We start from the raw sequence: 12,892 nt of genomic DNA on the forward strand, positions 1-12,892 counted from the left end.
CGCTTGGTTTCCGCTACAAAGCCGCCCGCACGGTGCGCTGCTCGATGCGCTTCTCGTACCGCTCGCCCTGGTAGATGCGCTGCACAAAAATGCCTGGCGTGTGAATTTGGTTGGGGTCGAGCTCGCCGGCAGGCACCAGCTCCTCCACTTCGGCCACCGTAATTTTGCCGGCCGTGGCCATCATGGGGTTGAAGTTGCGGGCTGTGCTTTTGTAGATGAGGTTGCCGGCCGTGTCGCCCTTCCAGGCTTTCACGAAGGCAAAATCGGCGTGCAATGCGGTTTCCAGCAAATACATCTTGCCGTTAAACTCGCGGCTTTCCTTGCCTTCGCCCACCTCCGTGCCGTAGCCGGCGGGCGTGTAAAAGGCCGGAATGCCCGCCCCGCCGGCCCGGCAGCGCTCGGCCAGCGTGCCCTGCGGAATAAGCTCCACTTCCAACTCGCCGCTCAGCAATTGGCGCTCAAACTCAGCATTTTCGCCCACGTAGCTCGAAATCATCTTGCGCACCTGCTTGGTTTGCAGCAACAAACCGATTCCGAAGTCATCGACGCCGGCGTTGTTGCTAATGCAGGTCAACTCCTTCACGCCGAGGCGCAGGATTTCCTGAATCGAGTTTTCGGGGATGCCGCAGAGGCCGAAGCCGCCGAGCATCAGGGTCATGCCATCGGTGAGGCCTTGGAGAGCTTCGTGGGCGTTGGAAACGGTTTTATTTATCATCGGGTGGGTTGGGGTGGCGGGGCCGACGTGGGCGGCGGGAGGTAATTGACGGGTAAAAATTCACCCATTTTTTCGAACCCCCAGTATTCGTCGGTGAATACGGCCAGCGGGTTGGCCAGTTGGCCGTTGGATTGAATCTCGATTTCGGGCACCATCAGCACCAGTTGCGACACCTGCCGGTCGCTCGGCGGAAAGGGCGCGTTGGTGGGCAGCGTGGTTCGGATTTGGTAGTTCGGGTCGGGCCCTTCGCGCAGGTAGCTCACCTGCAGATTATCCACGAAGCGCAGGAAAACGTGCTGGCCATCAGGGGATAAGCGCCGCAGGCTGTCGAGCGGCCGGGGCCGGGTGTAAAGCATCGAAAACGCCGGCGGCACCTTGGCCCAGCGCGCCATCGAATCCTGGTCGGCGCGCGAAAAAACCGAATTCATCCGCTCGCGCCGCAGCTGCCGCATCAGGCTGTCGGCCCTGGGGAAACGGCGGTTGGGGACAATGCGCAGACGTTGGGCCAGAAACCCGGCCGCGGAAATGTCCCCATCGTGCACGCTTTTGAGGAAATGCGTGAGCGAGCCCTGATACGCCTTCACGCGGTTGGCCTCCCAGCGGCGCTGCTGGCGGGCGCTGCCCTCCATTTCCTCAAACACTGGCTGGCCGTAGAAGCTGACCACGTGCTGGTTGAAATTGGTGCTGAACTGCAGACCGTAGTACTTGATGCGGTAGCCCAAGGCCTGATTATCCACCTGCACAAATTTGTAGGCCGACGCAGTGAGCTCGTTTTTCTCCACATCAAAATCGACCAGCACATCATCGGGATTCCGAATCCGGCACTGGCGCGAAAACGTGGTGCGACCCAGAAACAGCTCCAGAAATTTCTGGTAATCCGAGGCCCGGTTCGGGTTGGGGCGCACCACCACTTCGCCCAGCCGGTTGGCCGTCGGGGCCAGCCGTAGCGTGAGCTGCTGGGGCGTGGCGCCCACCGTCACGCTTTGCTTAGCCAGGCGGTAGCCCACGTAGGAACCCACCACGTCGTAATTGCCGGCCGGCACCTTGGGGAAGGTAAACGTGCCCTGCTCCGTCGTCGTCACGCCCAGCGTGGTATTGGCCAGAAACACGCTCGCAAAGGCCAGCGGCGCATGCGTCACCGAGTCCTGCACCACGCCGCTCAGGCTGCCCTGGGCCCGCACGAAGCCGGGCAGCAGCAGTACCAGCAATAGCAGAAGCCGGCCGCGCCGCATTATTGGCGAGCCGATGAGGCGGCCGGCGGCAGGCTGCCGGGCACGTAGTCGACTGGCAGAAACTCGCCAATCTTCTCGAAGCCCCAGTACTCGCCGTTGAAAATATCCAGCGGGTTCAGCGGCGTGCCGTTGGCCTGAATCTGGGCCTCGCGCCCCTGCAGCTTCAGGCGCGACACCTGCCGCGGGCCCACCGGAAACGGGGTTTTGGGGTAGCCCAGCGGCGACATGGGCCGCTTATAAAGCGGGTCGGGCGCCTCGCCAAAGTAGGCCACCTGCAGCTCGCCATTGAAGCGCAGAAACGTGCGCTTGCCGCCTGGCCCCACCCGCCGGATGCTGTCGATGGGCACCGGCTCCTGGTTGAGGGTGGCCAGCACGGGCGCCAGCGCGTCCCACTGGTCCAGCGAATCCTGTTCGGCAGCGGTGTAGGGACCGTTGGGCTTGCTGGCCGTCAGGGCCTTGCGCTGCTCTTCGGCCCGCAGGTACCGGGGATTGTCAAACACGCGAATCTGCTGGGCATAAAAGCCTTCGGCCTTCAGCCGGTCATTATACACGCTGCGCAGAAAGTGCATAAACGAGCCTTTGTAGGCCGAGAGGCGGTTGGCGGCCCACAGCTTGCGCTGGCGGTCGTCGCGTGGCTTCATTTCCTCAAACACCGGCTGGCCGTAGTAAAACACCGACCGGTCATCGTCATTAAAGGAGAATTGCAGGCCGTAGTATTTCAGGCGGTAGCCCAAGGCCTCGTTATCAATCTGCACAAATTCCTTGGCATAAGCCGTCAGCTCCTTGGTCGAGTCGTCGTAAAGTACCTGCACGTCATCGGGGTTGCTGATGCGGCACTGCGCCGAAAACGTGCTGCCGCCCAGAAACAGCTTCGAGAATTTCTGGTATTCCTCGGGCTTATTCGGCGCTGGCTTCACCACTACTTCGCCCAGCTGGTTGCCGGTCGAGGCCAGCTTGAGGGTCACCTCCTGCGCCTCTTTGCCCATGGTGATGCTCTGCTTGGCCAGTCGGTAGCCCACGTAGGAGCCCACCACGTCGTAGGTGCCGGCCGGCACTTTAGGAAACACAAACGTGCCCTGCTCCGTCGTCGTCACGCCCAGCGTGGTGTTGGCCAGAAACACGCTGGCAAACGAGAGCGGCTCATTCGTAGCCGAGTCGCGCACCACGCCGGTCAGCTTGCCCTGGGCCTGCGCCGCGACGATAGTAAGAATTGAAAGGCAACCAGTTATCAATAAGCGGAAGTAACTCATGGGTAAGAATAGAGGTTAGAATAACCGGAAAAACTAGGCCAGCGCCGCGCGCGTGGCCCGGGCATCCAACGCCAATTGGGCCTTTAGCGCGTCCAGGCCGTCGTATTTTTCTTCGGCCCGCAGCCAGGCCACAAACTCCAGCGTCAGCAGCTGGTCGTATAAATCGCCGCTGAAATCGAGCAGATTCACCTCAATGGTTTGTTCCAAATCTGTGCCAATGGTGGGCCGCACCCCGATGCTGAGCATGGCCTGGTGCCGCGTGCCCGCCGCCGTAATGGCCCACACCGCGTAAATGCCGCGCGCCGGCACCAGCTTCAGCGGCTCAGTCGTAACCATGTTGGCCGTGGGGTAGCCAATGGTGCGCCCCAGCTTTTGGCCGTGCACCACCAGGCCCGTGAGCGGATAATGGTAGCCGAGGTAGCGGTTGGCGGTGGCCACGTCGCCCTGCCGCAGCGCCTGCCGGATGCGGGTACTGCTCACGCCCACCGCATCCACGTCTTCACGCGGAATCTCTTCCACCGTCAGGCCGTAGCGCTCCGCATTCTGGCTGAGGTAGTCGAAGCCGCCTTCGCGGTTCTTGCCGAAGCGGTGGTCGTAGCCAATGACGAGCTGCTTGGCGCCTACGGTTTTAAGCAGCAGGTTCTGAATGTATTCCTCCGACGTCCACTGCGCAAATTCCTTCGTGAAGGGCACAATGAGTAAGTACTCCACACCCAATTCGGCCAGCTTGGCGATGCGCTCATCCAGGGTGTTGAGGAGTTGCAATTCCAGCAGCTCGGGGTGGGAGGGCGGCGGGCCCAGCACCAGCCGCGGGTGCGGCCAGTAGGTGATGACCACCGACGGCCCGCCGCTGGCCTGTGCTACCTCGCGCAGCCGCGCCAGAATGCGCTGGTGACCCAAGTGGACGCCATCGAACGTGCCGCTGGTGACGACGGCATTGCCAAGAAACGGAAACTGAGCCGGGTCGCGGATGACGTGCATGAAGGCGCCGGGGAAGCGAATAAGTGAAGTGAAACTGCGCCGCGAAGGTAACGGGCGCGGGCCTGAACGAAGGGCGGCGCAGGCTATCTGAACGGGTAGAGACGCATAATTGCGTCTCCTCGTTGAACGAAGTCGATTAAACAGCACTTCATTTGCGCGGTCGACGAGACGCAATTATGCGTCTCTACTGCTACTCCGCCTCCGTCGATTCCGAAGCCGCTTCCTCTGCCGCCTGCCGGGCCTGCACCGCCAGCGCATCGGCTTGCAGCGCAGCAAAGTATTGCAAACCAGCGCGGTTGGGTGCCGTGCCGGGCCGTTCGGCGCGTGGGGTGCGCTGCGCATCTTCGGGCCGGAGCGGGCGCAGGGCCTGAATGGCCTCCAGCGTGAAAGCATCTTCCACCCGGTACTCGCCGATGCGCGCCCGCACCAGCCGCGTGAGGTGGGCGCCGCAGCCCAGGGCCAGGCCAAAGTCGCGAGCCAGGCTGCGCACGTAGGTGCCCTTCGAGCACACAATGCGGAAATCAACCTCGGGCAGCGCAATGCGCGTCAGCTCAAAAGCTTTGATTTCGACGGTCTTGGATTTGATTTCGGCATCCAGCCCTTGGCGGGCAATTTCGTAGGCGCGCTTGCCGTCGATTTTTACGGCCGAAAACAACGGCGGTGTTTGCTGAATGAGGCCAAGAAAGGGCTGCACGGCGGCTTGAATTTGCTCCTCCGTGAGGTGGGCGAACGGGCGGGCCATATCCACGGCCGTCTCCAGGTCGAAGCTGGGCGTGGTTTCGCCGAGGCGGAAGGTACCGGTGTATTCTTTTTCCTGGGCCTGAATGAGGTCGATTTCCTTGGTTTTGCGGCCCGTGCAGAGGATGAGCAGGCCGGTAGCCAGGGGGTCGAGGGTGCCCGCGTGGCCGATTTTTTTGATGCGCAGGGTATTCTTCACCTTGCGCACCACGTCGAAGGAAGTCCACGTCAGGGGCTTGTTCAGCAAGAGGACTTCCCCCGTTTCAAAATCGAAATCAGCCAGACTTTTGGTACTCATAGCACGTTCAGGGGAAGTTTCAACGCCAACATCAACAACAAGATACCGCCCGCAATGATGCGGTAAATTCCAAAGGCCCGAAAGCCGTATTTCGCCACAAAGCCCACAAACAGCCGGATGGCCAGCAGCGCCACCACAAAGGCCACCACGTTGCCCAGCGCTAGCATTTTCAGTTCCGTGCCCGAAAACAGGTGCGCCACGTCCACGCCGTGGGTTTTGGCTTCCTTATAGTAGTCGTAAATGTCCTTCACTGCCGCTGCCGCCATGGTGGGCATGGCCAGAAAGAAGGCAAATTCGGCCGCGGCGCGGCGCGTGAGCTTCTGGGTAAGGCCGCCGATGATGGTGGCTGCCGACCGACTGGTGCCCGGCACCACCGCCAGGCACTGGAACAGGCCAATAATAAAGGCTTCTTTAAAGCTAGGGTTCGTCACCGGGTGGCCGCCTTCCTGCGGGTCCTCCTGGGGAAACCAGCGGTCGATGAATAGCAGCACCACGCCGCCAATGACGAGCATCACGGCCACCGTCGTCACCGATTCCAGCAGCGCATCAATATGTTTTTTGAACAGCAGGCCCACCAGCACGATGGGCAGAAAGGCCACCAGCAGCTTCAAATAGAAGTCGATGCTCTGAAAAAAGCGCTTCCAGTACACCACCAGCACCGACAGAATGGCCCCCAACTGAATAACCACCAGATAAAGCTTAAAAAACGGCGTGGCCGGAATGCCCAGCAGCGCCGACGCAATAATCATGTGGCCCGTGCTGGAAACGGGCAAAAACTCAGTCAGCCCCTCCACAATAGCGAGGAGCAGCGCGTGCCAATAGGTCATTTTTCGGTGATTAGGGATTAATGCTTAGTGGTTAAAGGCCGATGCACTAAATAATTGGCCACTAACCGCTAATCATTAAATTACAGGCGCTTGTAGGCCGGGGCAGAAGGGGCAACTGGCGCCGCGGGCGCATTTGCAGCGGCCACGCCATCAGCGGTGAGGCCGGGCACGGAGGTGGGTGCCGGGGGAGCAGGCACTACCACCAGCGACTGGTCGCGCACCATAATGGCCGCAAACTCGATGCAAAAGCCGGCAATGAGCAGCAGCGGACCCAGCGTGATGCCCACGAAGTCTTCGCCGTAGTTGTCCTTGTCGCCAAACATCATGGTGATGAAGCCGGCGGCCAGCACGGCCAGGCCAATCCACATCAGGCGGTAGTTGCGGGGGCCGAAGGCAAAGCGGGGAGCGGGTTTGGGATTCATTTAACAATTAACATTTATCATTTAACAATCATCATTCAGCACGTTCAATCAACACCCACAGCCCATTAGAACGGCTGTTAAATGTTAATTGATAAATGTTAAATGACCTAATACAGGTCGTCGAGCGACATTTTGAGGTATTTGTGCACGGCGCGGGCTGAGCTGAAAAAGCCGATGACCACGCCCAGCCCCACCACGCCCAGTAGCAGCAGGCCGAGGTTCACGTCGTCGCGCAGCAGGCGCAGCTCGCTCACTTCTAGGTAGGCATACTGCATGAGGGCAATGAGGATGAGGGCGGCCAGCACGCCGGCCGCCAGGCCCTGCCACGTAGCGCGCCGCAGAAACGGCTGCTGGATAAAGAAGCGCGTAGCGCCCACCAGTTGCATGGACCGGATAAGAAAACGCTGCGAAAACAGCGCCAGCTTGATGGTGTTGTTAATCAGAATGACCACCACCAGCACCAGCACGGCCGCGAAGCCCAGCAGCACGAGGCTCACCCGCGTGAGGTTGTTGTTGATGCTGGCAAACAAATCCTGCGGGTACTGCATCTCAAACACGCCGCGCTGAGTGCTCACGCTACGCTCCAGCTGGTGCAGATGCAGCGTGTCGGTGTATTCGGGCTTGATTTTGAGGGCGTAAGCGTCGCGCAAGGGGTTGTCGCCGAGGAACTGGCGGAAGTCCTCGCCGGTGCTTTGCAGCAGCTGGCGGGCACCTTCCTCTTTGCTTACGAAGCGGATTTGGGGCTTGCCGTCGCGCTCGGCCACCTGGGGCAGCTGGCCCAGGTCCTGCTGTAGGCGCAGCAGCTCGGTTTCGGGTAGGTCGCGGTCGAGGTACACCTGCACCTCCAGGTTTTCGCGCACCACTTCCGAGAGCTTATGGGCGTGCACCAGCAGCAGGCCAAACAAGCCAATCACCACCAAAGCCAGCGTGATGCTGAACACCACGAGCAGGGTGGGGTAGGAGCCGAGCTTTTTCTTGAGAGGACGCGCCATAGAAAAGCAAAGGTAGAAAGAGGCCAGCCGCCAAGCACAACAAGCCCTGGGCGGGCGCAAGAAAATTGTCGTTGCTAAAAAGGGAAAATATTCCGATGTTTAAGCCACGGCAACGGGGCCGGCGTGCATAAAGTCTCCCTTTTATGAATAAGAAGCTGAAGTACACCTTATTGTCAGCCTTGGTTGCCTTCGGGGCCGCCACTGGCTCGTGCCAACGCCTAGACCCTGCCCAAGAGTTGGCTGCCAAGTCGGACCCTCAGAAAGGGAGCGGGGATTTGGTGGCTGCCATGGCTTCTGATGAAGTTGTACGGGCATTTCTTGACGCAAACGAACAGTTTCTGAACGCCGACGAGACGTATTACGCCAGCCTGTCGGAGGCAGGCAAGGCGGCGCGGCGCGCCCAGCTGCAGGCTGCTTTCGACAGGGGCACCGACTTACCCGACCCCTACCGCACTCCTGTCCAGGTCGAGGCGTTCCATGACAATCAGGCCCAACGGGCTGCCCAAATCAGGGCCCGGTTTCCGCAACTCGCCCTGCTGTCCGATGAGGAACGGGAAGATGTGAAAATGGAGGTAATAGAAACGGTTCGCAAAACCATGGCATCTGCTGCCTCATCCAGCACTGCTGGCCATGCCGGCTATACGGGTTGCTCCTGGTATAATTACGACCACGGCGGAACCAATACCACCCACAAAGGCTGCCGGGCGGGGTACGATGGTTTTATGGGCTACGTCGTGGCCTCCGCCAAGTAAACCCAGCGCGGGCTCTACAAATTCGTTCGCGGGTCCTCGTCCACGTTCAGCACTTCCCGGCCTTCGCGGGCGCGCTGGGTGCGGCGCTCGTTCTTCTTCGGATTTTTGCGGGTGAAGAGTTCCCGGAAGGTATTGAACTGCTCGGTGTGCAGCAGCGAGAGGCCGGCTCGCGGCTGGTTGATGGTTTCGAGGTCGCGCGGGGTGGTTTCGTAGCGCAGCTTAGTGCGGAACTTGCCGTCGGGGCGCAGGTAGTATTCCAGGCTCAGGTCGCCGAGCAGCGAGGCCTGGCCGGCGGTGTTGCCGGTGCCGGGCGTGGGGGTGACGTTCACCAGATTAGCGTTGCTGGTGAAGCCGCCCTCGCGGGTCACACGCAGCCGGCCATTCAAGAAGGAGTAGCTTAGCCGCACCTGTAGCGCCTGCAGCTGTTCAGCGGTCAGGCCGTTGATGTTGAAGTCGATTTCGAGGTTCTGGTCAATCTGCGAGGTGAGCAGGCCCAACTGCGTGCTCAGAATCTGGCCCAGGCTATTCTGCACCGTGTTGTCTTGGCCGCGCAGCGAAATAGTGTTGCCAAAAGAGCCCGGCGGTGACAGTTGCTTAAATACCAGCAAGCTGAATACCTGGCGGTTGAGCTCCTGCTCGTCGTTGCGCAGCGACGACGTGAACGCCGCCAAATCGCCTTGCAAAGTGCCCGGTGCGTCGTTGAACTCCAGCCCCAGCTTGATGGCGGGTAGCAGCAGCGGGCCGGTCAGGTTCATCACCGCCGTCACGGGCACCACGGCCGCCCCGCCGTTGGTGGTGGTGCCCAGCACCGGCGCCAGCGAGGTGCGCTGCGTGTAGGTGGCCGCAATGTTCATCTCGCCAGCCAGCGGGTCGCCGTTCCACGACACAATGCCGCCCGGCCGCACCACAAATTCTTTGTTGACAAGGCCTTGCAAGGTGAAATTGTAGGCGCCGCGTACAATTTCCACCTGCCCAAACATATTGAACTCGCCGCGTGTGTCGATGGCCATACGCAACTGCCCGGCCGCCGAGCCGCGAATGACGTCGCCGGTGCTTTCGTCGAGCAGGATTTCGAGGTAGGCGTCCGGCGTCACGGTCAGGTTCATGTTGAGCGTGATGCCCGAGAGGTCGACCTTAGCCTGGGTAGCGGCCACCTGCCGGGCCTTACGCAGCGCAGCCGTGTCGCCCACCGGGTTGTTGTTCACGAACTTGATGTAACTCGCTTTCTGGGCGCTGGCGGCATTGTCGAAAGGCAGCGAGAGGCGGGTACCGGATTCGCTGGTGGCGCGCACCACCACGTTCAGGTCGTCGGTGGGGCCGGTCACGCGGGCGGTACCGGTGGCGTAGGCCGTGCCGAAATACAGGTCGTTGTCCTTGCGCGTGGTGTTGAGCACCTGCAGCTTACGGAAAGTGGCCGCAATGTCAAGGCTCATGTCCTTAAAGCCGTGGTGGCTCACCACGCCGTCCACAGTGCCAGAGTTGCCCAGCGCGTCGTGCAGCTTGATGTTGCGAAACGCAATGCTGGTGTTGGTGAAGCTCATGCGGTCGGCAAACGTGTAGGTCGTGCCCAGGTAGCCGAAGGTGAAGCGCCCGTTGCTCACGTCCACGGCCCCAATCAGGTTGGGTGAGCCAAACAAGCCCGTGAGCCGCAGCTCGCCCCGGCCCGTGCCGCCCAGGTTTTTCATGATGGAACTCAGGAAGGGCTGCGCCAGCACAATGGGCGCATCGTTCAGGGTGCCGGTCAGGTTGAACTGGTTGGTATTGTCGCGCGGGGCGATGTCGCCCAGCACCGTGAGCACCGACTGGCCGGCGCGGGCCACGTCCAGGTTCACGCGCAGCTTGCTGGCGGCGTTGTCCCAGTCGCCGCGCCCCGCTACCTGCCCGATGAGCGTGCCATCGTACGTCAGCGAATCCACGCCCAGCGTGCTGCTGATGGTGAGCGGGCCGTACACGCCGCTCACGGTGCCCTGGGCATTCACGCGCCCGCCCAGGCGCTGGCCCGTCAGGGTATTCAGCGTGGCCAGCTGAAAGTCCTTCACCTGCAGCTGTAAGGGCGGCTTGCTGGCATCGGGCGAGATGAAGCCCTGCGCGCCCACAAACTGCACGCCGTTGCTAAAGGTCAGGTTCCGAACATCAAACTCGCGGCCGTAGTCCGAAATCCGAACCGAGTTATCGGCCGCAATGGTCCAGTCTTTATCCAGCAAGTGAATGCCCGACTGCCGGAACACCACTTCCACCGCCCGCGGCAAAAAGCCCAGTGAACCGTTGATAACCGCCTTATTGGTCGTACCCGTCTGGGCCAGCGAGGTCGAGAAGTTGATGCGCTGCTGGTCCCACACGCCTTCCACAATGAATTTCTCGGTTTTGCCCAACCCGGGCAGCTCCTGCCGGTCGCTGGTAATGCTAGCCTGGGCCAGAATATCGGGCTTGTAAGGCAGCTTCGATGTCAGGAAATCGAAGTCGTTGTTCACCGTCATCACCGGGCCGTAGCGCAGGCTGTCGAGGTGCCCGCCGAGCTGGAAAATCGACGTCTCGCCGTTGCGGAACGAGCCGTCGATGCGGCTGCCGTTGGCCACCTCCAGGTCGGGCATAAACAGCCCCAGTACCGGGTTCGGCTTCTTCAGATTGGCCTTTAAATCAATCTGGTACACCGGCTGCACGCGCTGGCGCTTGCGGCGGTAGTAGTCGGCCGTGGCCGTGGCGTTGCTCTCGAAATTGAGGCGGTATTCGGTAATGAGCGTCTGCACGTCGCGCACCACGTCGGACGTGTTGAAGGTGCCGGCCACGCTGGCATCCACCGCTTCGGAGCGCAGCGTCACGCGGCGCTGGTTCAGGCGGTTGCGGGTGCTCACCACGTCCAGCGTGTCGAGGCGCAGCTGGCGCTTGCCCATCGTGAAAACCGACTTGCGCAGGTAGGCGTAGCCAATGAGCGAGTCGAGCTGCACGCCCTTGAATTTTACATCGGCCGTGGTCGAAACCACCAGCGGCTGGCTCATCAGGCCCAGGGCGCGCAGGTCGGCGCGCTCTATTTTGGTTTTGACCGACACGTTTTCGTGTTTGCGCTCCAGGTCGATGAGGCCATCGGCCACCAGGCGCACGGCCGGGTCGTTCACGCTCACGTGGCCGTTGAAATGCTGGGGGCGAAAGTCGCCATCGAAGGCCACGTTGCGGTAGCGGTGCCCACTCAGCCAGATGGCCGGCACCGTCAGCTTGGCCCGGCCCTGCGCCGACTCCGGCAGGAAGCCCACGCCGGCCACGCGTCCGTTCAGCGTCACGTCCTGAATCACCGATTCATCGCCCAGGAATTTGCCCAGCTGGAAGCCATTGCTGCGTACCGTGCCTTCGTAAGCGGCGTGTGTGAGGTCGGTCTTGGTCTTCAGGTTCACGTCCGTGGCCACGAAGCCTAGTGCAGTGTCAAACGACGCATCGGCCACGAAGTCGTTGTAAAAGCCCAGCACCGTGCCCTGCAGCTTCACAGTGCCCAGCTTCTGCACAAACTTATTGGCCGAGGCCGGCAGCCAGTGCTTGATGTCGCTGGTTTTCACCACCGAGGGTAGCAAGCGCAGGTCCACGAAGCTCTCCTTGAAGTTGGGCAGGCCGTCGGCGTGGGCGCGCTTGGCCACGATGTGCGTGCCCGAGCCGTAGCGCACGTCCAGGTTGTTCACCTTGAAATCGCGCACGTAGCCCTCGGCATCGCCCGAAATGGCCACCGATTCCTTCAGGTCGCGCAGCTGCGGGGCAAACTTGGCAATGTCGTCGGAATAAACCCGAGAATTGCGCAGCCGCGCAATGGTCTTCATCGAGTCGTTATACTCCGTGAAGTTGCTGAACACCCGGAACTCAAACCGCACGTAATCTTTGATTTGGCTGCGGCCCACGCGCAAGCTCAAATCCTTGAACTCCCAAAAGTGCGGCCCATAGGTCATGTCGGCCGTGATTTCGCGGAGCTGCGACTGCGAGGGCGTTTCCACCGCGTGCAGCTGGCTGATGCGCATGCGCAAGGTGTCGCCCAGCTGAATTTTGGAAACGTCGGCGTAGATGCTATCCACCAGCAGGTGGTCGTAGTCGATGCTCTGGCCGTAGGTTTTGGCGCGCGGCACGTCACCCTTCTCAATGGCAAAATGGCCGTTGCGCAGCGCCACGCTGCCCACCTGGAAGTCGAAGGGCTGCGACGTGGCCGTGTCCTTCGATGGCCCAATCATGCGCTTCACCGCCGCCATAAACTGGCTGAACGTGGTCGAATCGGGCTGGCCGGGCAGATTTTTTAGCTCGAAGCGCGGCTCATTGAGCGTGAGCGTGCTGATGTGCAGGTGGCGCGGGTCGAACACCGAAAACAGCGAAATACTGGCGTCAGCTTGCCCAATGCCAAACAACTCGCCGCCGCGCCGGTCTTTCACGCTCACCGAATCGAGGAGCACGCGCGAAAACGGCCGGATGTCAACCCCGCCGATGGTGACCTGCTGGCCCAGCTTCCGGGTGAGCACGTCGGCCGCCTCGTGGGCCAGCCGGGTTTGCACGCTGGGCACCCGCAGCGCAATCAGCACCCCCACCACGGCCATTACCGCCAGCAGCCCGAGGCCCAGCAGTATTTTCAGCAGAATGGCGAAGAAACGACGCACCGGAGCAGAAGAGTTGAAGGCGAAAAACGCGGGTTAATCCGCAAAGTTGCGGTTTTTTAGTTGTTT

10 protein-coding genes are annotated in these 12,892 nt (G+C 61.1%); 1 reads left to right on the forward strand and 9 read right to left on the reverse strand.

Annotation, left to right across the window (positions count from 1 at the left end; all coding sequences use genetic code 11):
* Positions 1-13 precede the first annotated feature (13 nt).
* The 8 genes from Q5H92_RS12160 to Q5H92_RS12195 all read right to left on the reverse strand — a co-directional run bounded on the left by Q5H92_RS12160 (position 14) and on the right by Q5H92_RS12195 (position 7,455).
* Complete coding sequence (locus tag Q5H92_RS12160) at positions 14-715, reverse strand: CoA transferase subunit A (protein ID WP_305011798.1); 702 nt, start codon at positions 713-715, stop codon at positions 14-16.
* Positions 712-1,923, reverse strand: a complete 1,212-nt coding sequence (locus Q5H92_RS12165) for a carboxypeptidase-like regulatory domain-containing protein (protein ID WP_305011799.1) — start codon at positions 1,921-1,923, stop codon at positions 712-714. Before Q5H92_RS12165 ends, Q5H92_RS12160 begins: the two co-directional genes overlap by 4 nt.
* Before the next feature lie 23 nt (positions 1,924-1,946).
* A complete protein-coding gene (locus tag Q5H92_RS12170; protein WP_305011800.1) occupies positions 1,947-3,197 on the reverse strand; it encodes a carboxypeptidase-like regulatory domain-containing protein in 1,251 nt (416 codons plus the stop codon).
* 33 nt (positions 3,198-3,230) lie between these two features.
* On the reverse strand, positions 3,231-4,178 hold the full coding sequence (locus Q5H92_RS12175) for a bifunctional riboflavin kinase/FAD synthetase (RefSeq protein ID WP_305011801.1): 948 nt from the start codon (positions 4,176-4,178) through the stop codon (positions 3,231-3,233).
* A 190-nt stretch (positions 4,179-4,368) separates the two neighbouring features.
* Positions 4,369-5,214: a tRNA pseudouridine(55) synthase TruB gene (gene truB, locus Q5H92_RS12180; protein ID WP_305011802.1), complete on the reverse strand. Its 846-nt coding sequence runs from the start codon at positions 5,212-5,214 to the stop codon at positions 4,369-4,371.
* On the reverse strand, positions 5,211-6,041 hold the full coding sequence (locus Q5H92_RS12185; protein WP_305011803.1) for an undecaprenyl-diphosphate phosphatase: 831 nt from the start codon (positions 6,039-6,041) through the stop codon (positions 5,211-5,213). The genes truB and Q5H92_RS12185 overlap by 4 nt, the downstream gene beginning before the upstream one ends.
* Before the next feature lie 80 nt (positions 6,042-6,121).
* Positions 6,122-6,463 carry a DUF3098 domain-containing protein gene (locus Q5H92_RS12190; protein WP_305011804.1) on the reverse strand — a complete coding sequence of 114 codons (342 nt, stop codon included), beginning with the start codon at positions 6,461-6,463 and terminating at the stop codon, positions 6,122-6,124.
* Positions 6,464-6,570: 107 nt separating this feature from the next.
* Positions 6,571-7,455, reverse strand: a complete 885-nt coding sequence (locus Q5H92_RS12195; RefSeq protein ID WP_305011805.1) for a cell division protein FtsX — start codon at positions 7,453-7,455, stop codon at positions 6,571-6,573.
* Between the two features lie 143 nt (positions 7,456-7,598).
* On the opposite strand from Q5H92_RS12195, the gene Q5H92_RS12200 reads away from it, so the two are divergent.
* On the forward strand, positions 7,599-8,207 hold the full coding sequence (locus tag Q5H92_RS12200) for a hypothetical protein (RefSeq protein ID WP_305011806.1): 609 nt from the start codon (positions 7,599-7,601) through the stop codon (positions 8,205-8,207).
* Between the two features lie 14 nt (positions 8,208-8,221).
* Here the strand turns inward: Q5H92_RS12200 and Q5H92_RS12205 are convergent, their stop codons facing one another.
* Complete coding sequence (locus Q5H92_RS12205) at positions 8,222-12,826, reverse strand: translocation/assembly module TamB domain-containing protein (RefSeq protein ID WP_305011807.1); 4,605 nt, start codon at positions 12,824-12,826, stop codon at positions 8,222-8,224.
* Positions 12,827-12,892: the final 66 nt, after the last annotated feature.

Source organism: Hymenobacter mellowenesis (assembly GCF_030581005.1).
Lineage (GTDB): Bacteria > Bacteroidota > Bacteroidia > Cytophagales > Hymenobacteraceae > Hymenobacter > Hymenobacter mellowenesis.